22 protein-coding genes are annotated in these 23,545 nt (G+C 66.9%); 6 read left to right on the forward strand and 16 right to left on the reverse strand.

Annotated features, from left to right (window positions below; all coding sequences use genetic code 11):
- Positions 1-5: 5 nt before the first annotated feature.
- From AC5O77_RS02115 to AC5O77_RS02160, 10 genes are all read right to left on the reverse strand, one after another.
- A complete protein-coding gene (locus AC5O77_RS02115; protein WP_132810239.1) occupies positions 6-632 on the reverse strand; it encodes an ATPase in 627 nt (208 codons plus the stop codon).
- A 3-nt stretch (positions 633-635) separates the two neighbouring features.
- Positions 636-977, reverse strand: a complete 342-nt coding sequence (locus tag AC5O77_RS02120; protein WP_005413623.1) for a type II toxin-antitoxin system prevent-host-death family antitoxin — start codon at positions 975-977, stop codon at positions 636-638.
- A 70-nt stretch (positions 978-1,047) separates the two neighbouring features.
- Positions 1,048-2,643 (reverse strand): sensor histidine kinase, encoded by a 1,596-nt coding sequence (locus tag AC5O77_RS02125; RefSeq protein ID WP_478058270.1) that lies wholly within the window; start codon positions 2,641-2,643, stop codon positions 1,048-1,050.
- A gap of 9 nt (positions 2,644-2,652) precedes the next feature.
- Positions 2,653-3,057, reverse strand: a complete 405-nt coding sequence (locus AC5O77_RS02130; protein WP_019337750.1) for a response regulator — start codon at positions 3,055-3,057, stop codon at positions 2,653-2,655.
- A 136-nt stretch (positions 3,058-3,193) separates the two neighbouring features.
- A complete protein-coding gene (locus tag AC5O77_RS02135) occupies positions 3,194-4,648 on the reverse strand; it encodes a surface lipoprotein assembly modifier (RefSeq protein WP_494506387.1) in 1,455 nt (484 codons plus the stop codon).
- Positions 4,649-4,738: 90 nt separating this feature from the next.
- A complete protein-coding gene (locus AC5O77_RS02140) occupies positions 4,739-5,503 on the reverse strand; it encodes a Slam-dependent surface lipoprotein (protein WP_032129432.1) in 765 nt (254 codons plus the stop codon).
- Positions 5,504-5,556: 53 nt separating this feature from the next.
- Positions 5,557-8,679 carry a TonB-dependent receptor gene (locus AC5O77_RS02145; protein WP_494506388.1) on the reverse strand — a complete coding sequence of 1,041 codons (3,123 nt, stop codon included), beginning with the start codon at positions 8,677-8,679 and terminating at the stop codon, positions 5,557-5,559.
- A 182-nt stretch (positions 8,680-8,861) separates the two neighbouring features.
- Positions 8,862-9,818, reverse strand: a complete 957-nt coding sequence (locus AC5O77_RS02150; protein ID WP_494506389.1) for a FecR family protein — start codon at positions 9,816-9,818, stop codon at positions 8,862-8,864.
- Positions 9,819-9,900: 82 nt separating this feature from the next.
- Positions 9,901-10,404 carry an RNA polymerase sigma factor gene (locus AC5O77_RS02155; protein WP_494506390.1) on the reverse strand — a complete coding sequence of 168 codons (504 nt, stop codon included), beginning with the start codon at positions 10,402-10,404 and terminating at the stop codon, positions 9,901-9,903.
- 139 nt (positions 10,405-10,543) lie between these two features.
- Positions 10,544-11,470, reverse strand: a complete 927-nt coding sequence (locus AC5O77_RS02160; RefSeq protein ID WP_071227968.1) for a LysR family transcriptional regulator — start codon at positions 11,468-11,470, stop codon at positions 10,544-10,546.
- Between the two features lie 151 nt (positions 11,471-11,621).
- On the opposite strand from AC5O77_RS02160, the gene AC5O77_RS02165 reads away from it, so the two are divergent.
- The 5 genes from AC5O77_RS02165 to AC5O77_RS02185 all read left to right on the forward strand — a co-directional run bounded on the left by AC5O77_RS02165 (position 11,622) and on the right by AC5O77_RS02185 (position 15,963).
- A complete protein-coding gene (locus AC5O77_RS02165; protein ID WP_032129427.1) occupies positions 11,622-12,488 on the forward strand; it encodes a pirin family protein in 867 nt (288 codons plus the stop codon).
- Between the two features lie 71 nt (positions 12,489-12,559).
- Positions 12,560-13,240, forward strand: coding sequence for a hydrolase (locus AC5O77_RS02170; protein ID WP_005409868.1), 681 nt, complete (start codon positions 12,560-12,562; stop codon positions 13,238-13,240).
- A gap of 54 nt (positions 13,241-13,294) precedes the next feature.
- Positions 13,295-13,936: a hydrolase gene (locus AC5O77_RS02175; protein ID WP_005409869.1), complete on the forward strand. Its 642-nt coding sequence runs from the start codon at positions 13,295-13,297 to the stop codon at positions 13,934-13,936.
- A 116-nt stretch (positions 13,937-14,052) separates the two neighbouring features.
- Positions 14,053-14,442, forward strand: a complete 390-nt coding sequence (locus AC5O77_RS02180) for an OsmC family protein (protein ID WP_478058263.1) — start codon at positions 14,053-14,055, stop codon at positions 14,440-14,442.
- Positions 14,443-14,568: 126 nt separating this feature from the next.
- Positions 14,569-15,963 (forward strand): ABC-F family ATP-binding cassette domain-containing protein, encoded by a 1,395-nt coding sequence (locus AC5O77_RS02185; RefSeq protein WP_494506391.1) that lies wholly within the window; start codon positions 14,569-14,571, stop codon positions 15,961-15,963.
- A 131-nt stretch (positions 15,964-16,094) separates the two neighbouring features.
- On the opposite strand, the gene AC5O77_RS02190 is transcribed toward AC5O77_RS02185, so the two are convergent.
- From AC5O77_RS02190 to AC5O77_RS02215, 6 genes are all read right to left on the reverse strand, one after another.
- A complete protein-coding gene (locus tag AC5O77_RS02190) occupies positions 16,095-16,424 on the reverse strand; it encodes a hypothetical protein (RefSeq protein WP_494506392.1) in 330 nt (109 codons plus the stop codon).
- A 98-nt stretch (positions 16,425-16,522) separates the two neighbouring features.
- Entirely contained in the window at positions 16,523-18,268 is a 1,746-nt protein-coding gene (locus tag AC5O77_RS02195) for a putative porin (protein WP_494506393.1), read from the reverse strand.
- Between the two features lie 41 nt (positions 18,269-18,309).
- Positions 18,310-18,975, reverse strand: a complete 666-nt coding sequence (locus AC5O77_RS02200; RefSeq protein WP_494506394.1) for a TonB family protein — start codon at positions 18,973-18,975, stop codon at positions 18,310-18,312.
- A 39-nt stretch (positions 18,976-19,014) separates the two neighbouring features.
- On the reverse strand, positions 19,015-19,428 hold the full coding sequence (locus tag AC5O77_RS02205) for an ExbD/TolR family protein (RefSeq protein WP_074725264.1): 414 nt from the start codon (positions 19,426-19,428) through the stop codon (positions 19,015-19,017).
- A 10-nt stretch (positions 19,429-19,438) separates the two neighbouring features.
- Positions 19,439-21,223, reverse strand: a complete 1,785-nt coding sequence (locus tag AC5O77_RS02210) for a DUF2341 domain-containing protein (protein WP_494506395.1) — start codon at positions 21,221-21,223, stop codon at positions 19,439-19,441.
- 38 nt (positions 21,224-21,261) lie between these two features.
- Positions 21,262-22,878 (reverse strand): ShlB/FhaC/HecB family hemolysin secretion/activation protein, encoded by a 1,617-nt coding sequence (locus tag AC5O77_RS02215; protein ID WP_494506396.1) that lies wholly within the window; start codon positions 22,876-22,878, stop codon positions 21,262-21,264.
- A gap of 201 nt (positions 22,879-23,079) precedes the next feature.
- Here AC5O77_RS02215 and AC5O77_RS02220 point away from each other — a divergent pair, with 201 nt between their 5' ends.
- A complete protein-coding gene (locus AC5O77_RS02220; RefSeq protein ID WP_329809971.1) occupies positions 23,080-23,415 on the forward strand; it encodes a hypothetical protein in 336 nt (111 codons plus the stop codon).
- The last annotated feature ends 130 nt before the right edge of the window (positions 23,416-23,545 follow it).

Raw genomic sequence — 23,545 nt, forward strand, 5'->3', positions numbered from 1 at the left:
TGGATCTACTGCGGGGTGTCCAACTCCATCGCACGCATCACGATCGGTTTGGCCCAGTCCGGCGTATGCAGCAGTTCGGCCACCGAGACCGGGTACTGCAGCTGGCCGCGCTCCATCGCCAGCACCGGGAGGGGCGCGGCGCAGCCTTCTGCGTCGGCCGGCGCGCTGTTGTCGTAGACATGCAGCTCAGCCAGGTGCGGCAGCAGGTCCAACAGGTTCTCGCGCGCCGAATCGAAGCGGGCGTGGATCTTTTCCACCGGAATATCGTGGCCACCGGCCTCTACCCGCGCCGCCACGCGGGCGATGTGCAGCTCGACCGTGGCCAGGCCACAGAACCAGATCGCGACGTGATGGTGCTCGCAGGCCTCGCGCAGCAGGCGCGGAATGGTGTTGCCACCCAGCGTTGTTTCGAAGGCGAAGTCCGTGCCATCGGCCATGGCCTGGCGCAGGCGGCGGGTGCCTTCCTGCCAGGCCTCGGCATTGGCTTCGGGCAGCGGCCAGCCAGCCTCGACCAGGCGGCGGGTGAACGAATCGGGGTTGAACCAGCTCAGTCCTTCGGCTTCCAGCCAGGTACCCAGCAGCGAACTTTTGCCGGCGCCATTGACGCCGGCCAGCACCAGGATCCGCCCCATCGTTCAGAGCGGACGGCCGAGGGTGACCTTGCGGCCACGGCGGATCGGCTGGCCCAGCACCTTGCCCAGCCCCTCACCGCGCTGCAGGCTGGCCAGGGTCTGGTCGAACTCACCGCGCAGGCGCAGCAGTTCTTCACTGCGCTCACCGGCGTCACCGCCGGCGGCCTTGGCCAGCAGCTCCTGATACGTGCGGATATCCACGATCACCGCTTCGGGATGATTATGGTTGGTGATGACCAGTGCCTGCTTCTCGCGCACGGTGCGCATCAGGCTCGGCCAACCACGGGTCTTCACCGACGAGGCCGGGGCCTTTTCGAGGCCAGGCAGATCCAGCGGCAGGGTCATGGCACGGCTCCAGACGGGGATAGTTGAGGCCATTATGCCCAATTTGGCCCAATTGGGGATAAATGGACCATTACCTGACGGAACCCTCCGCCGCCGCGCCCGGGGCATCGGTCTGCAGCAGGCTGTCGCGCTCCCGCAGCGGGAAGCGGATCCAGGCATCCAGGCCTTGTGGGCCAAAGCGCAGCTCCCCGCTGCCAGCCAGCTCGTACGGCACGCGCTGCTCGATCAGCGCCCGGCCCAGGCCGCGCTGGCGGGGCAGCTCCCAGCCCTCCACCTCGGCATGACGCTCGCACCAGTGCAGGCCCAGCCATGGCTGGCCGGCCTGAACCTGCAGATCCCAGGTGACCTCGATCCGGCCATCCTCATGGGTGAGCGCGCCATGCCTCAGCGCGTTGGTCGCTAATTCGTGGATCGCCAGGGACAGTACTTCGGCTGCTTTCGGCGGCAGCAGCACGTCCTCGCCCTGCAGGCGGTAGGCGGCCGCTGCCGGCGTCTGCGCAGCGATCTCCTCGTCGAGCATGCCACGCAGGCAGACGCCGGCATTGGCACCACGGGTCAGCAGGCTCTGCGTGCGTGCCAGCGACATCAGTCGCCCGCACAACCGTTCAGCGTATTCATCCACACTGCTGACCGACTCGCGGGTCCGCCAGGCAATGGCATGGATGGTCGACATGATGTTGCGCACCCGGTGCTGCAGTTCGGCCAGCAATACCGATTGACGCTCAGTGGCACGCTTGAGGTCGTCGATGTCCACCGCGATGGCAAATACCCCGCTGACCTCACCGTCGCCATCGCGCAGGGGCGCGGCAGCGACCCGGGTCCAGCGCGCGCGGCCATCATCATGCAGGTACTGGAACTCCAGCCCCGGCACCACGGTCTCGCCGCGCATTGCGCGGGCGATGGCGAAGTCGTGCGCCTCGATGGCGTTACCGTCCGCATGCCACCCACGCCATCGATGCAGGTTCACCTCATCCGTGGAAGGCACCTTGCCGCTGGGCAGGTAGGCACGCATCTGGTCGTTGGACAGCTGCAAGCGCCCCTCGGTGTCGACAATGCAGACACCTACCGGCAGCACCTTGAAGGCCAATGCCAAGCGCCGGTCCGCCTCCCGCCGCTTCTGCTCTTCGCGCTCGCGTGCCAATTGGGCCACATGTGCCGCTGTGGTCTCGAACATGGTCACCAACACGCCGTTGATGCGCCCCTCCTCGCCACGGATCGGGCTGTAGGTAATGGTGAACCAGACGTCCTCCAACCACCCGCGGCGCGCCAGGGGATAGAGTTTGTCCTCGTAAGTGATGGTTTCGCCCTGCCAGACGCGCTGGTAGATCGGCCCGTTGATATGCCACACCTCGGGCCAGCACTCGCGGGTCGGCTGGCCGAGCCCGCCGGGATGCTTGTCGGCCAGGATCTCGGCATAACCATCGTTGTAGAGCTGCACCAGCTGCTCGCCCCACAGCACGATCATCGGGAAGCCATGGGCCAGCATCAGGTCGACGGTGGCGCGCAGGTGGGGCGGCCACTGCTCACAGGCACCCAATGGCGTGGACGACCAGTCGTGGCGGGCGATACGCGCGGCCATGCCATCGTGGCGCGCATGCAGGCGCGACGCAGGCGGCATCGAGCCACGCAGCTTGGCGGCGTGGATGCCTTCAGGACGGCGCGACATGCCGCGCAATCAGGCGATGCCCGCAGAGACCTGCGGCGCCGCCACCAGCCCGGCCAGCTGCTGCACCAGGGTTTCGATGTGATAAGGCTTGGTACAGCGCGGCGCACTGGCGAAGCGGCTGGGCAGGTTGTCGTCGTAACCGGAGGTCAGCAGGAAGGGCGTACCCGCCTCGGCCAGCCGATCGGCCAGCGGATAGACCTGCTCACCGCCCAGGTTGATGTCCAGCAATGCCACATCGATGGGATGGGTATCGACCAGCTGCCCCAGCGCCTGCAGGTCACCGGCCGGCCCCACTACCTGCGCGCCTTTCAGCTCCAGATAGTCGACCAGGAACATTGCGATGGCGAATTCATCCTCCGCCACCAGTACACGCAGCCCTTTCAGGCCCTCTGGTTTGTTGCCCGCTTCCAGCACGACCGGCGCTCCTCGATACACGCGGCCCAGCTCTGCCGCAACGCCCGCAGGATGCGCGAACCGGGCTACAAGAGCGCGTGATGATGGATGAAGATCGCGGCCACGGCCCGTTCACCGCGGCATTGCAGCGGCGTGTTCAGAAGACCCGCTCCCACTTCAGGCTGAGCAGGCTGCGGTCGTGGCTGTACAGCCAGCCAACGTTGCTGTCGATGCGCGCGTAGCGCAGGCTCAGGCTGGGTACCAGCCCGGCCACGGCAAGGCGCTCGCTGCGCACGATGGCGATCAGGTTCTGTTCGCTGTCCTCACGCCGCGCCTCCAGCAGCGGACTCCACGCGTCGTAGTCGCGCTCGCGCAACGAGACGAATACGGTGGCGGTGGTGCCACTCCATTGCCGCGCCGCACCCAGCCGCACGCCGCGCTGGCGGTAGCCGTTGGCTGGGTTCGCGGCGCTGCTGTCACTCAGGTCCAGCCCGGCAAAGAGGGTCCAGCGCGGGTTGAGCGCACGGAACCAGGTGGCATACACCGCGGCCAGCTCACCGTCGTAATTGGCGGCCAGGCCACGCTGGCGATAGCGCTGGCGCTTCCAGTCGGCCTCCAGCTTGAGCAGGCTGCGCGCGTCCAGCGCATATTGCCATTCGCCATGCAGCCCGCTGCCGCCCTGCAGGGCCCGGTTGCCGAGGCCCTGATAGTCATAGCTGGGGGCGATCTGCAGGGTATGCCGTGCGCTACGCCAGCTGTAACCCGCCTGCAGGTTGGCATTGAGCTCGTTGTAGGCGCTGTGCCCACGCCATGCCTGGCCGAATGCGAGGCCACGCACGTACACGCCATGGTGGCCCTTCAGGGCCCAGCGACGTTCGAGGTTACCGTCGTAGTCCAGGCCCATGGCGCGCTGGGCATCGGGAAGATTGCGCTGGATGATGCAGGTGTCGCCTACCCCGAACAGGCAGGTGCGGCTGGCCGAGCTGCGGTTGATGTTGTCACTCCATGCCGGGCCGGCGGACAGCGCGCCTTTCCAGCGCTGGCGCGCCTGCAGCGCAGCCAGATAGGCGTCCACCCGTCCGCGTACACCTGCGGTGGCAGGGTCATCGGCATTGATGCCATCCGCGATCGCCGTGAACAACGCCACCGCATCGCGATCGCGCTGGTCCTCGGCGTAGACGCGCGCAAGTTCAAGGCGGGCCGGCAGGAAATCCGGCTGTGCCTCCAGCAGCGCCTCGTACTCGTTGGCCGCGCAGTGGTGATTGCCGGCCACCCGCGCCAGGCCGCCCTGCGCATAGTGGCGCAGCAACGGGTCGTGGCCGGGCAGTTCGATGTATTCATCCAGGAAGCGTTGCGCGGCGCCCCATTGCTGATGCTGCAGCGACAGGTACAGCGCCTGGCCCAGATCGTCGACCGTGCGCTCCACGCGCAGGGTCTGGCCGTCGATGGTGATGGTCGGTCGCTCCGACTCGGCCTGCTGCAGGCGCTGCTGGTCCTGCTGCTGGTGGCGCAGGTCGGTGCCCTGTTCGAGCACGCGGCGAAGATCGTCCTGCTGGGCGCGCACGTCGGCGGCCGCCAGCAGCAGTACGACAAGGAAGATGGGATGGCGCATGGTCGATCCGTGGTGGTGCATGCAGCGGGCCGAAGCAGGGACTGGCGGATCGCGGCTTGTCCCTGCCCTGCCCCGTCAGGGGCGTGGCAATCAGTTCTTGCTGCCGCCGAAGGCGGTGTCGTACTGGCTGTTGCCGCTGAAGGTGGCGATACCGGCCAGGGCGGCCGCGTTGGCGCCGAAGAACTGCCCCTGGGTGGTGCCGGCAACGCTGCCGTTGGCGGTGGCCGAACCGGCGAACGATGCGTCGGCACTGTTGATGTTGGCAACGATGGCCAGGTTCAGGCCGTTGCCCGACAGCGCACCATCCAGGGTGCCGGCGCCGAAGTCGGCGTCGAAGGTGCCGCTCAGCAGGTTGCTGCCGTTGAACTTGTTCAGGCCAGCCACGGTGTAGGACGCCACGCCAGCGGGCAGCGTGGTGCCGGCGCGGTCACCAACGAAGTAGACCTGGCGGTTGTTGAAGCCACCGGCGGCGCCATCCTTGGACCATTCACCGAACCAGACATCGCCACTGCCGACCTTGACGAAGTTGAAGTGGCCCATGCCGGCGTGGCTGCCCGGTGCGCCGGTGATCGGCATGGCCAGGGTACGTACCGTCACGCCATTGACGGTGGTAGGTGCCGAGTAGGCGCTCAGACCCTGGAAGTCCACCGGCTTGGCCTGGGACACGGTACCGACACCGATGCCGGCCTTGCCAGCGCGGTGCGGGCCGCCATTGACCTGCGACTCGCCAACCGCCACGTACAGCTCGGCATCGGTCTTGGCACTGGCGGCACCGACGATATCGGCAGCATGCGCGGCACCGACCAGAGCCAGCGAGGCGGCAACGGCGAGAACCGAACGGGAGATCATTTTCATGGTATTGCTCCTTGATTGAGGGAACTACGGGTACAACGCTTGAAGGTGGGAGATCAGAAGCGTGCGGTGACGCCGAGCTTCAGGGTGCGACCCGGGGCCGGCAGCGTGGACCGCGTGGCTGGATCGACGTAGTAGCGGTTGCCGAGGTTGCTGCCGACCAGTTCGACGCTGGCATGCTCGTTGAAGCGCCAGCGCGCATAGGCATCGACGGTGGTGATGTTTCCCCAGGTGAACGGCACGTTCTGCCAGAGCAGGCCGCTGCCACCGCTCAGCAGGCGGTCACGGTAGGCCTGCAGATCAGGGTTCTCGTGGCGCTGGTAGTGCACGATGCGGCTGCCAAGCTCCAGGCGCTCATCGAACAGGCGCGTGCCCAGCGACCAGTTGATCGACAGCTTGGGAATGGCCTGGGTCAGCAGGTAGCCACCGACGAAACCATCCTGCACGCAGTTCGGGACCAGGCCGCGGTTCGCATCCAGGAGCACCGCCGTGCTCTCGTCACACACCTCGTTTTCCAGCGTGCGGGTGATGCCCAGATCGGTGAAGAAGCGCCGGTTGTCGAAGCGGGCCTGCAGTTCGATGCCACGGATGGTCTGCTTGTCGATGTTGTCGAACAGGAAGTTGCCATCGCGCTCGATCACGTCACGGGTCTTGTGCACGTAGTACGCCAGCTTGACGTCGGCATCGGCGGTGTTGCCGAACAGGGCCGACAGGTTGTGCACGTAGCCCACTTCGTAGTTGTAGGCGTGCTCGGGCTTGAGCGCATGCAGCGGATTGAGGCTGCCGGAGAAGGCGATGGTGCTTTCGAACATGCTCGGGAAGCGCACCGCTTCGCTGTAACGCACGTAGGCACGGGCGGCCGGGGACAGGTGTGCAGTGGCCGAGAAGGTCGGCAGCCAGGCATGGTCGCGGCGGCGGCTGTTGCGTGCATCGACCGGCTGCGACTGTACGCTGTTGCCGATGTTGCAGACCTGGTCGCTGCCGGCGAACACCGGCTGCACGCCGGGAATGGCCGCCACTTCGCCATTGAGGCACGGATTGCCGGCGCGGGTGTAGTTGCCATCGGCATCGGGCAGCCAGGGCCGCGTGTACCTGACCGGACGCGGCGTCTCGTACGGCGCCAGCAAGGCACGGATGCTGTCATCGATGAACCAGCCCATGCCGCGCTTTTCCCATACGGCCCGGCGTGCTTCCAACGCGTCGATGCGGGCCTGCAGATTGGCGGGACGGGGCGGCAACTCGTTCACGGTGTACTGCGCTTCCTTGCCACCTACGCCCTTGGCCAGCAGCTCGGGGTGCGCCTCGAGGAAATCGTCGAAGGCCCAGTAGCGGCTGTAGCGCACGCCTGCATTGAGGGTAAGGAAGTCGACCGGCCGCCACTCCAGGGTCAGGTAGCCCTCGCCCTCCTGTCGGCGCCCGGCACGCGGGAACATGCGCCAGCCATCGGTGGTACCGAAGTACGGATCGCTCGAGCCGAGCTTCTCGTACTGCCAGTTGCCGCCCACGGTCAGGTCCAGGGTCGAATGCAGGGCGAAGCGGTTGCTCAGGATCAGGCCGGTGCGGTCGTTGCGCGCGTTGGCCAGCGCGGTGTTGCGCAGGATCGGGCTGGCGTCCGGGTTCCATGCCGGACTACCCACTGCGAAGTTCGGGAAGCCGCCTGCGGTGTAGGTATCGCTGTCCGTCTCGGTGCGCCACAGATTGGCGTAGAGGTCCAGCCAGCGGCTGCCGGCCGGCTGGAAGCGGTATTCCAGGTTCCAGGCATCGGACGCAACCCGGCTGAGCGGCCACTGGATGCGCCCGTAGTCGGGCGCGGACAGGATGCGCGACGGCATGATCTCACCATAGTGGGACAACGTGCGCCGCCAGGTGGCCTTCAGCTGCTGGTCGTCGTTGATCTGCCAGGTTCCCTTGACCAGCCACGACTCCTGTTCGCTGGAGGTGTTGGGCACTTCATCGCCCGGCTTGAAGTAGCGCGCCAGCGTGGTGATGTAGTCGATGCCCTGGTACTCGTACTGCTCGCGCCGGTCCTGGTCGTAGTACGCGCTTCCCTTGCTGCCGGAGAAATAATTGCCACGCTTGCGCCAGGCGTAGGCGGCCATCAGGTCGACGTTGTCACCGCGCACACCCAGTGCCAACCGCCAGGCCTGATCCTCGCCATCGAAGGGATTGTTGCCACTACGCGACTTCACCGGCACCACCAGGGTGCGGTCGTCATAGGGTGAGTTCGGCGAGCCCTGCGGGAACCCCGGCACGGTGCGGTAATCCTCGCCGGTGTGCAGCCTCGGCAGGCGCGGTGCCACCGCATTGCTGCTGCCTTCGATCTTCAGCTCCCCGCCGAAGCGTTCGCCGGCAGCAACGATGTCGTCAACGTCGATGGTCTTGATCACCAGCGCACCACCGATCCCGCTGTGCACATCGCGCACCAGCCCTGGCCCCTTGATGACCTGGATGCCACCAATCAGGTTGGGATCGATGTAGTTGCGGTTGCTGACGCCGTTGTAGCCGCGCCAGACCGTGAGCGCCTGTTCGCCACCGTCGATGCTGACCGGCACCCGCCCGGGCCCCTGGATGCCGCGGATGTTGATGTCCAGCGCGCCGCTGTTGCGCGCATCGCCGCTGAACACACCGACCAGATCCTTGACCACGTCGGCTGGATTGGAACCGCGATAGCGCTCCACCCGGTCGCGCCCCGAATACGCCGTGGTCAGGTCCAGCGCGAACACATCATCGTAGCCGCGCCGATCGCGGGCCTCGCCCCCTTCCGACTGCAGGCGACCGGCCACGTCCAGCGTCTCGGTCACCCGCACCCCTTCCCCCTCATCCGCCTCCGCTGCGGCACGCAAGCTCCAGGTGCCGTCCATGCCGCGCTGCGCGCGCACGCCGCTGCCGCGCAACAGCTGCTGCAGCGCCTGCATCTGGCTGTACTCGCCTTTCACTGTACTGGAGCGGCGGCCTTCCACCAGGTCGCTGCGGAACACCACCTGCACATCGGCCTGGCGGCCAAAGGCACGTACGGCATCAGCCAGTGGCTGCTCCGGAATGGCGTACTGGCGCACCGGCGCGACGATCGCCGGTTGTGCCTGCACGGCCGGCACCCAGGCCAGCGGCAGCAATGCGGTGGAAACGGCCAGGGCCAGAACGGTGGCGCGACGATGACAGGCGGATGCCGTGGACGGCATGGACAGGAACTCCTCAAGCGTGGCTGGACCACGGGCACATCCGGTGCCGGTGGTGTGTCTGGCTTGAGGAAAAACGGTGTTTCGCTCTGGCTATACCTCTATAGACAGCGGCACACTGCAGGTGCCCACGGTTTTTTCATGTTTTTTTCATGCGGCCCGTTCATCCAGGTGCTGCGCGGGCCTCACCACACCACCAGCGCGCCGCCGGGCAAGCGCTGCACGCGCAGTCCTGCCTGCGCGGCCACCGCATCGATGGCCGTCTCCGGCTGCTGCAGGTGGAACAGGCCACTGACCCGTACGCCTGCACCCTGCCCACCCAGTACCCAGACCGGGGCGCGATGGTAGCGCGCCAGATCGGCGATGGCCTGCGTGGCCGACTGATCATCGATCACTACCTCGCCCCGCCGCCATGGCGCCACGGCCTCGGGATCTTCCAGCCGCACAGGCTGCAGCCAGCGACCGTCACGGAACGCCCGTGACTGCCCCGCATGCAGGCGCTGTACGCTGCCATCGCCCGGACGCACCTCGACCACACCCTCGCTGACCTGGGTGGTGACCGTGGTATCCAGCATCGACACACTGAAGGCGGTACCAATGTCACGGACCAGGCCGCCCGCCGCCTCGACGTGGAACGGGCGCGCCTCGTGTGCCACCTGGAACCAGGCCTGCCCGCGCAGCAGGTGCAGGCGACGCTGCTGGCCATCGAACTCGACCGCCAATGCGGTGCCCGCATCGAGCACGGCAGTGCTGCCGTCGTCCAGCTGCACCACGCGCGGCGCATCACTGCTGCGCAGGTCACTGCGCGCCAGCAACAGCGCCTGCGGTGCGGCCGCGACCATCAGAACCACAGCGGCGGCGCTGGCCAACAGCCATGGCAGGCGACGGCGCGGTGCGACCGGACGCAATCCCTGGCGGTCGGCGGTCAATTCAGGCAGCGCCGCCAGCACGTCGGGCCCGGCGGCATCCAGCCCCTGCCAGAAGGCCTGCTGCTGGCGCCAGGCCAGCGCATGGCGCGGATCGGCCTGCAACCAGCGCTGCAGGGTTCGTTGCTGGCGTTCCGGCAGCGGGCCTGCACTGCACCGGATCACCCAGCGCAACGCCTGCCTGGCCTGACGCGGCGAGGGTTCGGACGTGGTCATGGTTGTGGCCTGCCGCACCACGAACGGGTGCGCTTTCCTGTTGTGACAACGGCGGGCGCGATCTGCCCACGGCAATCGCCGCTCATCGATGCATTCCCTGCTGGTGCTGCTGGATCAACAGTGCCGCGCGCAGCACATGCTTGCCGACCAGGCTCTTGGAAATACCCAGCCGTGTCGCGATCTCGCGCTCGCTCAGGCCCAGGTAGCGGTTGAGCACGAGGCACTCGCGGACCTGCGCTGGCAGCGCGAGGATGGTCTGGGTGATCTCGCGCAGCTGTGCCTGGTCCAGTGCCTGGGCCTCGCCGTCGTGGCCCGCCTCGGCCATGTCGGCGGCGTACTCGGCCATCACGCGCCGCTCGCGGGCGTCGGCCTGGCTGCGGTTGAGCGCATGGTGATAGGCCATCCGGTACAGATAGCCGCGCGGCTCCAGGATCGGTGGATCACCGGGCACGCTGCTGGCCTTCAGGTACAGGTTCTGCAGGGTGTCCTCGGTACTGGCCGGGTCGAGATAGCGCGCGATGAAGCGAGACAACGCACGGCGCTCGCGGATCAGCAGCTCGACCAGCGCCAGGGCATTGGGAGACATAGGTGCCAAGGCCGGACCGGGGAATGATGGGCGTGATGGCGACGGTCCGGACATGGATTGTGGGCTGCGCGGCCGCAGGCGGCAAGCGAAAGCCCGTCGCGCGGCACCAGGATCTCCACGCATGGCGTGGATGCGGAGCCTACGGTTCGTCCAACGCCTCGAAACGCTCGGCGAGGTAATCGATCAACGCGCGTACCGCCGGCAGCAGCCCACGCCGCGAAGGGAACACCGCATGCACGATGCCGTGCTTCGGCACCCACTCGGGGAGCACCGGCAGCAGCGCCCCGCTCTCCAGCTCATCGGTGATCATCATCCGCGGCAGCATCAACAGCCCGACCCCGGCCACCGCGGCTGCGCGCAGCGCGATCATGTCATCGCTGACCAGGCGCGGGCGGTGATGCACGCTGGCCTGGATCTCGCCGGGCCCACTGTATTCCCACACATGCTGCTGACTGGGCGAGGCCAGATCGACGGTCGGCATCATCGCCAGGTCGGCCGGCACCTGCGGCGTGCCCAGCCGCTGCAGCAGCGCCGGACTGGCACTGGTGCACCACACCCGGCGCGCCAGCACACGCACCACCAGGTCGCTGTCCTCCAGCGGCGGCGGCCGTACCCGGATCGCCACGTCCACACCCTCGCCCACCACGTCCACGCGGCGGTTGGTGGCGTCCAGCTGCACCGTCACCTGCGGATGCAGGGCCAGGAAGTCGGCCAGCATCGGGCCGATGCGCGCGTGCAGGATCGCGATCGGGCACGCAAGGCGGATCGTGCCGCGCGGCTCAGCGCGTGACATCGCAATCGCTTCTTCGGCCGCCTCCGCCTCGACCAGCATTGCCTTGCAATGGCGGTAGTAGTCCTGGCCTACCTCGGTGACCGAGAAACGCCGGGTCGAGCGCTGGATCAGGCGCACGCCCAACCGTTCTTCCAGCAGCGCGATGCGCCGGCTCAGTTTCGACTTCGGCATGGCCAGCGCCCGACCGGCCTGCGAGAAGCCGCCGTGCTCGACCACCATGGCGAAATAGAACAGGTCGTTGAGGTCACAACGGCGGATATCTGCGATGAACACGGGGCGATCTCCTGCGGCCCACGGCCTGCCGCCATTGTTCACCAGATAGGACTATGACGGCAAATATTGGCGTCTACCGGCCAAATTGTCGCGGCGATATCGTCTCCTGCAACGAAGAACAGCGGCCGGCAGCCCCGGCCAGGAGATCGCCATGAAGCGTGTCACCGGTACCTACAGCGCCCCCCGCCCGCACTGGGTGGGCGATGGATTCCCCGCCCGCTCGATGTTTTCCTACAACACCCACGGCCAGCACCTGAGCCCGTTCCTGCTGCTGGACTATGCCGGCCCGTACAGCTTCGCCCCCAGCGATACCCCGCGTGGGGTCGGCCAGCATCCGCACCGCGGTTTCGAGACGGTCACCATCGTCTATGAAGGCGAGGTCGCGCATCGCGATTCGACCGGTGCCGGCGGCACCATCGGCCCGGGTGACGTGCAGTGGATGACGGCTGCCTCCGGCATTCTCCACGAGGAATTCCACACACCGGAATTCAGCAAGCGCGGCGGCACGCTGGACATGGTCCAGCTTTGGGTCAACCTGCCGGCGCGGGACAAGATGGGCGCACCGGGCTACCAGACCCTGCTTGACGCAGAGATCCCCTCGGTGGATCTGCCTGAGGGCGCCGGCCGCGTGCGTGTCATCGCGGGCCGCTTCGACGGCCACGCCGGTCCGGCACGTACCCACACGCCGATGGATGTCTGGGACATCCGCCTGCAGCAGGGCCACCACGCCGAACTGCCGGTGGCCGATGGCCGCACGCTGGCGCTGGTGGTGTTGAAGGGCTCGGTCCGGATCAACGGCGGCCAGCCGGTCGGCGAGGCGCAGCTGGTCACCTTCGATCGCAGCGGCGAGGACGTGTTCGTCGACGCCGACAGCGACGCCACTGTGCTGCTGCTCAGCGGCGAGCCGATCGACGAGCCGGTGGTGGGCTACGGCCCGTTCGTGATGAACAGCCAGGCCGAGATCAGCCAGGCGGTCAACGATTTCAACAGCGGCCGCTTCGGCCAGATCGCGCACTGAGCGCTTCCGCGCGGCGGGTGATGACCCGTCGCGCCAATGGGCCATCGCCCACCTTCCCCAGGAGACTAACCATGAGTACCCCCGCCAACTTCAACGGTGCCCGCCCGGTGATCGATCCGGACAACGCCGCGATGCTGCTGATCGACCACCAGAGCGGCCTGTTCCAGACCATCGGTGACATGCCATTCACCAGCGTGCGCGCCCACGCCACTGCGCTGGCGAAGATGGCCACGCTGGCGAAGATGCCGGTGATCACCACTGCCTCGGTTCCACAGGGCCCGAACGGTCCGCTGATCCCGGAGATCCACGACGCGGCCCCGCATGCCCAGTACGTGGCGCGCAAGGGTGAGATCAACGCCTGGGACAACCCGGAATTCGTTGCTGCAGTGAAGGCCACCGGCCGCAAGCAGCTGATCATCGCCGGCACCATCACCAGCGTGTGCATGGCCTTCCCGTCGATCGCCGCGGTGGCCGATGGCTACCAGGTGTTCGCTGTGATCGATGCCTCGGGCACCTATTCGAAGATGGCCGAAGAGATCACCCTGGCCCGCGTAGTGCAGGCCGGCGTGGTGCCGATGGACACCGCCGCGGTGGCCTCGGAGATCCAGCGCACCTGGAACCGCGACGATGCCCAGCAGTGGGCCGAGGTCTACACGAAGATCTTCCCGAACTACCAGCTGTTGATCGAGAGCTACCTGAAGGCGCAGGACGTGCAGAAGAACCACGAGCAGCTGGATTCGCAGCGCAGCTGAGCTGCCCCCGGGGTGCCGGCCAGCCGCCGGCCCCCTCCCAACCGGAGACCCACCATGTCCAGTGAACCGATCCGCGACCCGGCCAGCGACCACCTGCTGACCCCGCAGAATTCCGCCTTCATCATCATCGACTACCAGCCGGTGCAGGTGAACTCCATCGCCTCGATGGACCGCCAGCTGCTGGTCAACAACATCGTCGGCACCGCCAAGGCCGCTGTGGCTTACGGTCTGCCGATCGTGCATTCGACGGTCAACGTCAAGACCGGCCTGAACAAGCCGCCGATTCCGCAGCTGCGCAAGGTGCTGGGCGACTACCCCACCTACGACCGCACCACCATCAATTCCTGGGAAGACGTCGAGTTCCGCAAGGCGGTGGAGGCGACCGGCCGCCGCAAGCTGATCATGACTGCGCTGTGGACTGAGGCCTGCCTGACTTTCCCGGCCCTGGACGCGTTGAAGGAAGGCTATGAAGTGTATGTGGTGGTCGACGCCGTCGGCGGTACCTCGCTGGCGGCGCATGACGCAGCACTACGCCGCATCGAACAGGCCGGGGGCCAGTTGATCAGCGTGCCGCAGCTGTTCTGCGAGCTGCAGCGCGACTGGGCCCGTTCGGAAACGGTGCCGGCGTTCATGAACCTCTTCATCGAAACCGGTGGTACGGCAGGCATCCAGTTCTCGTACGATCGTACCGAGTGATTGGGTGGCGGCGCTGGCCTTGGCTGGCGCCGCCTTTGGGAGCAGTCGAGCATGGCTCGACGCTACAGTGGGTTTGGTCGAGCGTGGCTCGACGCTAGAGACAGATGGAGAATGTGATGGCCTACGCGCGCATTGTTTCGACCGGCGACAACTACCTGCACCACATCAGCAATGGAAGCTTTGATGTAGACGCGGACGAGCCCGCCTCGCTGGGCGGTCAGGGCAAGGGCTTCGCGCCCTTCGATCTGTACCTGGCCTCGCTGGCCGCCTGCACCGCCATCACCCTGCGCATGTATGCGCAACGCAAGGGCTGGGAGCTGGGCGAGTTGCATGCCGAGCTGCGTTCGGAACGCGATGCGGATGGACGCCTCCATGTGCACCGCGTGCTACACGCCAGCGCTGAGCTTAGCGATGCGCAATGGCAGCGCCTGCTGGAGGTGGTGGAGAAGACCCCGGTGACGCTGGTGATGCGTGAAGGTGCACGGATCACCAGCGAGCGCGGCTGAAGGAGGTCTGGCCCACCTGCGGCGGATCTTGGCCGGTTCCTCGCTTGTTCCGGCCTCGCCCCTGTTCCAAGCTGCGCGTCCGCGTTCGGATGCAGTGAGCGCGCAGCAACAGGAGGACCGCACGCGATGTTACGTGCCCATGCTTTGGATCTGGATTTCAACGGCCGCGCCCTGCTGGCCGACGTCAACCTGCACCTGCCCTCAGGTGCCCGCATCGCCCTGATCGGCGACAACGGCAGCGGCAAGAGCTGCCTGCTGCAGATGTTGGCCGGTACTCTGGTGCCCAGTGGCGGGACCATCATCCGCCGCGATGGCGCACGCATCGCCTACGTGCCGCAGCACGTACTGGATGACTCCTCTCGCAGCGGCGGCGAGCAGATGCGCCATGCGCTCGCCCGCGCGCTCGATGCCGCCCCCGATGTACTGCTGCTCGATGAACCCAGCAATCACCTGGACCGCAGTGCACGCCGCTCGCTGATCGCGCGCCTGCGCCAGTTCCATGGCGCGCTGTTGGTGGCCACCCACGATGAAGCCCTGATCGATGCGCTCTGTAATGAGCTCTGGCACATACGTGGCGGGCGCGTGAGCCACTTCGGCGGCCGCTACCGCGACTATCGGGCGGACCTGCAGCAGCGACGCGAGGCCAGCGACCGGCAGCTGCGCCAGCTGGATCAGGAGCGCGGCCAGGCCCATGAGGCGCTGATGCGCGAACAGCAGCGCGCTGCCAGCTCGCGGGAACGCGGTGTGCGCAAGGTGGAACAGCGCAAGTGGGGCGGCGTGCGTTCAGCCACCAAGCTCGGCCGTGGCAATACCACCGCCGGCAGCAAGCAACTGCTGATCCGTGAGCAGCAGGAAGACATCGTGGCTCGTCGCAATGACCTGCAGCGGGAGACCATCATCGAGCCTACCTTCGCGTTGCCGGCCGGCTGGCGACGTGAGGGAGTGGTGGTGCAGCTGACCGACGCCAGCGTGGCGCATGCCACGGAAACGGTGCTGGGTGGACTGCATCTGCGCCTGGATGTCGGCGATCGCCTGGCGATCACCGGTGACAACGGCAGCGGCAAGTCCACGCTGGCCCGCGCGCTGTGCGGCGACCCAAGCATCCGCCGTGATGGTGACTGGTTGCTGCCGCCAGCTGATCAGATCGCCCTGCTCGACCAGCACTATCGGGACCTGCCGATGCAGGCCACGCCTCTCCAGGCGCTGTCTGCCCAGATGCCGGACTGGGGCCAGACCCAGTGCCGGCTGCACCTGGCCGACTTCCTGTTCCGCGGCGATGCCACGGCGCAGACGCCCGTGTCCGCATTGTCCGGTGGCGAACGGGCGCGGCTTTCATTGGCATTGATGGCGGCCAAGCCCCCAGCGCTGCTGGTTCTGGACGAACCAACCAACAACCTGGACATGACGCTGCGGATGCACCTGCTGCAGGTGCTGCGGGTGTTCCCGGGCACTTTGGTGGTGGTGTCGCATGACGACGCGTTTCTGCAGGCGCTGGAGCCGGGACAGGTGCTGGCGTTGTAGCTGCCGCCGGGTGTGGCCTATCCACATACGGCGTGGATCTACTGTAGAGCCGAAGGCAACGGCAGGGGCTGTTGCCAACGTCGCGTGCAACCGCCCGAAAAGCCGAGCATGGGCTCGGCTCTACGGAAGGCTCAGCGCCGCGAATGCAGCACGGTGCGCTGGCGCATGGCGTTGAACTCCTGCTCCACCTGCTGGATGTCCTCGGCCTGGAAACCGGCCGCATCCAGCAGCTGGTCGGCGGCAGCCGCCGCCAGCGGGTCATCGTCGCGCTGGCGCCAGCAGCGCGCCGGCAGGAAGTAGCCCACTTCGCTGCGCCCGCGCATGATCACCACCGGCCGGCCCGCATACAGCAGGAACTCGGCCAGGTGCTGGCGCAGGCCCTCCACTGAAACATAGGCCGGTCCAACACCCAGCAACTGGCTGGACGGTTCGGGACTTTCGAACAGCTTGCGACGGCTCATCCACTCCTCCTTTTGAACAACGCGTGGTCTCCTTTCCTTAGACGGGCGCATCGCTGCGCCCCCGCCACGCACTACGTGATCCGCATCACGCCCGCCACTCAGAACCCGGTGTTGAACTCCAGCTGGAACACGTCGATCGACAGCGGCGCACCGGACACTTCCTTGGCCGCCATCCACTTGCCGCTGATCCAGCTGCGCGCATCCAGCGCGTAGGCACCGCCCACGTAGTAGCCGCGGGCGTTGGTGCCGCCCAGGTGGAAGTTCGGGTCGTTGTAGGCATCCGGCAGCGCATCGGCTTCGATGTGCTTGTAGCCCAGCAGCGCCTGCCACTGGCCCTTCTCCTTCAGCTCGGTAGCACCGAAGGTGGCCTGCAGCATCCAGGCGGTGTCGCCGCTGCGGAAGGTATCGATGCCGACAGTATCGCCGGCGCCGTAGTTGTTGACGATGCCGTTCTGGGCACGACTGAACATGGCCTGCTTGTCGTAGGCCAGGTTGCGGATGTAATCGCCATCCAGGCGCAGACCGATGCCCTGCGCCAGCTGCGTGTCCCAGCGCAGGTTCAGCGTGGCCAGGCGGAAGGCCGAGGCCAGGCCGACATACTGCGGGGTCGGCGTACCGGCCGGATCCACCGGATTGCGCGCAATGTTGCGGATCAGCATCAGGGTGTTGCCCTTCTGCATGAACGCCGGGCGCGACCAGTCAGTGTCGCAGCCCACCGCACCCGAATACAGCGAGCACGTTGAGGACAGGCGACCGCTGATGTTCTTGAAGTCGTAGTAGCCCAGCGCAGCACGCAGCGCGTTGTCATCGTTGAAGCGCCAGTTCACGCCCACCTGGGCACCGGACAGCCACTTGTTCTCGTTCGGAGTCTTGACCTTGCTCTGGCTCGGCGAGCTGTCGGAGGTGTACTCCAGCGGTACCACCGCGAGGTTGCCGAACAGGTCGAGGTCGCCACCATCGAAGTCATACTTCAGGTTGGCGGCCAGGCCATCGAAGTTGAGATCGTTGGAGAACAGCGTGTCGCTGGTCCAGAACGGATTGCCGAAGCGGCCGCCACGCACCGTCACCCAGTCCGCCGGGCTGTAGGCCAGCCAGGCCTGGTCCAACCACACGTCCTTCTTGCTCAGGCCGCCACCCAGCTGCTCGGTGGTCGACACCGGGCCATTGCTGCTGCCGCTGGCCAGGCGCACGCCCGCCGTGGTGTGCTGGCCGATGGTCGCCTCGATGCCCAGGCGGGCACGGATGCGCCACAGGTTGCGGCGGTCCTGGCGGGTGTTCAGCAGCGGCGGCAGCTGCAGGTTGGTATTGGTGTTGGTGTCGAAGCCGTTGCCGGAGTTGATCGACGACCAGTTGCTCACGATGTCGCTGTTGCGCTCGGAGTAGAAGCGCGACTCGCTGCGCACACGCATGTCACCGGTGACCTTGATGCGCTTGGTCCACTCGGCCACTTCGTTGGGTGCCGCCCAGCCTTCCGACTTCGCCTGCGCCATCACGTCCTGGCGCACTTCGTCACGGATACCGTCGCGCACGCTCTGCGGTACGTACGGCACGCGCACGTCACCGGCCTCCAGTGCCACGCCACCGCTCGCCGCGGTGCTGCCCGTGGCTGCAGAGCGCTGTGCGGTCGCTGCTTCGGCCTCGGCCTGCACCAGCAGTGCCTGGCCGTCTTCGGGCTTCAGTGCACCACTGGCGATCAGGCCCTTGATCAGCTTGACCATGGTGGTTTCGGCGGCCATCGCACCGGCCGGGGCGGCCAGGCTGAGCAGCACGGCGCAGCACAGCAGCGCCCGTCGGGCCGGCCGCGGGCGGCGGGAGTCGGTTCGTGCGCGGACGTGGTCGTTCATCACGGTTCTCATCGAAAGAAGGGAAATCACGGAAGTCGGAGTCAGGCCCCGGGCCGGCGGCCCTGGATCAGGACGCGGGCGGGGAAATCGAGTGACGGCGGCGGTGCCTGGTCAACCTTGCCGATGCGACGCAGGGCATCGAGCACGGCCGCGTCGGCTTCCTCGTTGCCACTGCCGCGCACCAGTTCGACCTTTTCCAGGCGGCCGTCGTTGGCCAGCCACACATTCACCTGCAGCTGGAACGCCAGGCGCTTGACCTTGTCGTCGCGCGAGATCACCTGCTGCACCAGGTAGCCCAGATAGCGGCCGTAGGTAGCGTTGCCGGCGCCACCACGGCCAACGCCGGACGAACCGCCACCACTACCGGACTGGATACCGAAGTTGTCACCACCGGCCTGCGCGTCGGCATTCATCGTCACCGGATCGCTGTTATCCGGCGTCGGCGTCGGCTCTTCGGCCGGCGTCGGCTGATCCAGCGGCTCCGGTTCGGGCATCGTCTCTTCCGGCGGCGTCTCCGGCTCCGGTGGTTTTTCCGGGGTCGGCGGCGGCGGCGGCGGAGGGGGTGGCAGCGCCAGCATCGGCGGTTGCACCACCGGCCGGCGGGTGCTGGCGGTGTCCTTGAACAACAGCCACCACACCGCGATACCGAGCACCAGCAACGCGGCCAGCACCAGCGCGACGGTCACCAGCAACTGGCGACCGCGCATGCCGGGCTCCGGTCGAGGGGGTTGATGGGCCGTCATGCCTCAGCCCTGCGCCTTGCCGGTGACCAGGCCGACCTGGGCCAGCTCCAGCCGCCGCAGCAGGTCCAGTACCTCGACCACGCGGGCGTACTGCACCTGCGCATCACCGCGCACGATCACCGGGAAATCCGGCGTGGTCGCGCGTTCGGTACGTAGCCGGTCTTCCAGCTCGGTCATCGTCACCGGGTAGGCATCCAGGAACACCTGGCCGCTGGGGTCGATGGTGATCGCCTTGGTCTTCGGCTTTTCCAGGGCCACGCTGTTGCTGGCCTTCGGCAGATTGACCTCGATGCCGGGGATGGAGGCATTGCTGGTCAGGATGAAGATCACCAGCACCACCAGCAGCACGTCGACGAAGGGCGTCACGTTGATGCCCTTCTCGCGCTTCTTGATGCCGAACTTCGCCTTCTGGCCCATGGCGCGCCCCTCAGCCCTGGACCGCGGCCGGGCCGCGCCCGTCCTGCTCTTCGGCCAGGCGCGCGGCGAACTCGTCGATGAACACCGCCATGTCGGCGCCGATCGCCTCGGCGCGTGCGCCCAGGTAGTTGTAGCCGAACAGCGCCGGGATCGCGACGCCGAGGCCGGCTGCGGTACACAGCAGCGCTGCAGCCATGCCCGGCGCCACCGAGTTGATGTCCACCGCGCCGGCCATCGCCGCCACCACGAACACCAGCATGATGCCGATTACGGTGCCGAACAGGCCCACGTAGGGCGCACCTTCGATGGTGGTCGACAGCCAGTTCATGCGCCGTGCCATCGCTTCCTGCTCGCGCACCATCACCGCATCCATCGAGGCACGGATCGCGGCGATGGTGGCGCCGCTCAGGTAGCCACTGTTGCCGTCGCGCTGGTGGCGCTGCTGCATTTCATCGATGGCCACCTGGTAGATGCGCCACAGCGAGCCGTCGTGCATCGCGGTCGGCGCCTTGCCCTGGCGGTCCATCTCGGACAGAGTGCGCAGCGGCACGCCGGACAGCTTGCCGAAGCTTTCGGTGAATACCGCGTTGGCTTTGCTGGTGCGGCCGAAGTGGCGGCTCTTGGCGATCATGATCGCCCATGACATCAGCATCATCAGGCCGAGGATGGCGACCACCACCCAGGCATCGAACGGCATCGCCTTGAGGATGAAGCCGAAGTGGCTCTGGCCGGCCGACTGCTCATCGGCGCCGTAGCTGATCAGGCGCGAGTCGGCACCCTGCGCAGTGGCATCGGCCAGCAGCAGCGCCGCCGGACGTGCCACCCGCGAGACGCGCAACTCATCCAGCGCACCTTCGAAGTTGGCCAGCGGCTGCGCCGCGCCCGGCGCATCGGCGCCCACCACCGGCGCGGTGGCCAGCGCCGGCAGCTCGCCGCTCAGCTGGGCAACTACGCGACCATTGAGGTACAGCCGCAGCGCGCCCTTCTCCGCGGTCAGTGCCACGTGCGCCCACTGCCCTTCCGGAATCGGCTGTGCCGGCGTGCTGCGCTGGCCATTGAGCTGCACGAACGGCACCCGTTTTTCGATACCCAGCACCAGCTCGGACGTGCCATCACGACGGGCGTAGATCGCCTGCGCGGCAGTGTTGCCGCCCGGCTTGATCCAGGCCGAGAGGGTCAACGGTGCGCCCGCTTCCTGTGCCAGCGAGGCGCTGGCCGGCAACGGCAGCGGGCCTGCGCCCAGCTGCACGCCACGGCCGATCACCGAACCTTCGGACGGCGGCACCACAGCACCGGCATTGTTGCCGTAGGCGGTGGTGTCGCGCGCCGGCGCATTGGCTTCGGCGAAGTGGTAGACCAGCGTGTAGTCCGGGTCGAACACCTGCTGGCCGTTGCCGCTGGCCGGGGCCTTCTCGTTGCCGTAGTACATCCAGATCGTCTGCGGCGCCGCGGCGCTGACCGCTGGCACGTCCACCCAGACCAGGGCCAGGCCCAGCTTGGGATCGAACTGCTCGATCTGGTGGGCCAGCACGGTGCGGCCATCACCCGAGACGAAACGCAGGTCATTGCCCGCGTCCTGGGTGCCGTCGAAACCGAAGTTGCCGGTATGCAGGCGCAGCAGCAGCGGCGTACGGCCCGGGTCACCGGCCAGGCCCGCACCCTGCGGGCCGGCATCGACGGTAATCGGCTTGCGGTACTTCCATTCGGCCTGCCACCAATTGGCATCGGCCGCAGCGGCGGGCAACGCAACCAGCGCGGCCAGCAGCAGCAACACTCGGGAAAGCAAACGGTCCATGCGAAGGGTCTCCGGAGAACGCATGTTCAAGGAAAGGATCAGTAACTGGTGCTGATGTTGAAATGCAGGCGCGGGTCGTCCTTGCGCGTGACCGGGCCATCGGCATAGGGCCAGGCGTAGTCAAGGCGCAGTTGCAGGTGTTCGCCCAGGCGCAGCTGCGCACCCAGGCCGACCGACGCCAGGTTGTACTTGTCACGCTGCTCGGGCAGCGGCTGGCGCAGGCGCAGGTAGGCGGCGTCGGCAAAGCTGTAGACGCGCAGATCGGTGCCGCTCCACAGCGACCATGCTGGGGTACGCCACTCCAGGCTGGCCAGGCCGCCGTAGTCGCCGATCGCCTCGGCCGAGAGATAGCCGCGCACGGTGTACATGCCACCGGCGGCGAACTGCTCGGCCGACACCAGCGGCGCATCGGTTACCTGCAGCGAGCCGCGCGCGTACCACTGCCAATCGCTGCCGAAGGTGTGGGTGTTGGCCACATCGGCCTTGAACGCGATGAAACTGGGGTCCGCCCAGTAGCGCTTCTGCCCGAAGCCGATGGCATCGCTGCCATAGCCGAACAGGCGACGGGTGCCGGCGACCAGCTGGGTATTGATGCTCAGCTGGTCCTGCTCACCCTGACGCACTCCGACGAATGCCAGGGTGATCGGCGCGTACTTCAGCGGCGTTTTCAGGCTCTCCTTGCCCATCTGCGTGTCTTCCTCGGTGTCCTTGAAGTCCACGCCGAGGCTGAGCTGGCGCCACCACTGGCTGCTGCCGGCCAGTCGATAGTTGAGCTTGAGACCGATCGAATGGCCGTTGCCGATTACATTGGTTCCGGTGCCGGTACCCACCTGCCCACCCGCGTTCAGTACGCGGCTGTCGGACCTGTAGCCGGATGCTTCCAGGCTCCACGGCGTGCCTTCGAACGGCATCATGTACGAGGCCGAAAACACCTTGGCCTGCTTGGTATCTTCCGGAGCCAGATACACGCCGATGTTGGCGCTGTGCCCGCGCTGCCACAGATTGTCGTAGGCCAGTGATGCACTCAGGCGCAGCTTCTCGGTGTCGGCGCTGTGGTCGTTGTTGAGCGCCACGCTGGCGCGCCACGGCGACTTCTCCTCGACCTGCAGGTCCACATCCATCGTGCCCGGCACCTGGCCCTCGCGCACCAGCGGCATCACCTGGCGACGTCCGCCTTCATTCAGCGCGGTCAGTTCCTTCTGCGCCTGGTCGAAGTCCGGCACCTTGCCCTCGGCAAGTGCCGGCACGCGTTCGCGGATGCGTTCGGGCGATTCGTGCTTCGTGCCTACGACCCGCAGCTGCCCGATCGGCGTCTGCTGCACCTTCAGCAGTACGACGCCGCCACTGACCTGCTGCTCGGGCAGCTCGACGTAGACCGACTGGTAGCCTGCCTGCTGGTACAGCGCATTGACGGCATCGCGCGCCTTCTCGACATCGGCCAGGGTCTTGCCCGGGCCGAGGAACGGCTCCACCGCACGTTCGATCTGGCGCGGATCGAGCACGGTGTTGCCGCGCACGATGTATTCATTGATGTTCACGCTGGGCGCAAGCGCCGCGTCCTGCGCGAACAATGGCAGCGGCATCGCGGCCAGAGCCAGCACCAGCGGATGCAGGCGCAGCGGAAGGCGGACGGCTCGGCACGGAACAGGAGTCATCGAAGGCATCGCGTCGTATCGAAGGGAGTGGCCAGGGAGCGGCGCGTGGGTCTACCAACAGGACGTGTACGTCGCGTCAAAGCCGCCAATAGTTTTGTGACAGCACTGTCATCTTTTGACAGCGCCGGAACACTCGCGGGCGGAGACTGCCCTCGCCACACGTCTTCATTGCAGAACGTCGGTTGTCGCAGGAGATTCAAGATGAGTGAGTCGTTGGACGCGGGCCTTCGCCCTGCCCTCGCCCTTGCCTTGTTGCTGGCGTTGCCATCGGCCTGGGCCGGAGAGGCGAAGAAGCAGGACGATGCCGCGCCGTGCATCGAAGTACAGGTCAACGGCGAGCGCATCCCCGCCTGGGAGTGCCTGCAACGCAAACTGGCCCCGGCGCCGAAATCGGCGAAGTCACCGGCGCTACCTGAAGCCGAACGCCTGATGCGGCAGCCCGGCAACCAGCTGATGCAGTACAACCTGGAAGGCACACGACAGCGCATGGGCGATGCCTTTGGTCGTTCGGTGGAACCTCAGCGTCCGGCGCGCTGAGCCTGCGCAGCTGTGGAGCCGGGCCCGCGCTCGGCAGGATTTTGTAGAGTCGAGCCATGCTCCACTGGATTTTGTAGAGTCGAGCCATGCTCCACTGGATTTTGTAGAGTCGAGCCTTGCTCGACTGTTC

The sequence above is a fragment of the Stenotrophomonas sp. INTA L402-1 genome (assembly GCF_059295135.1).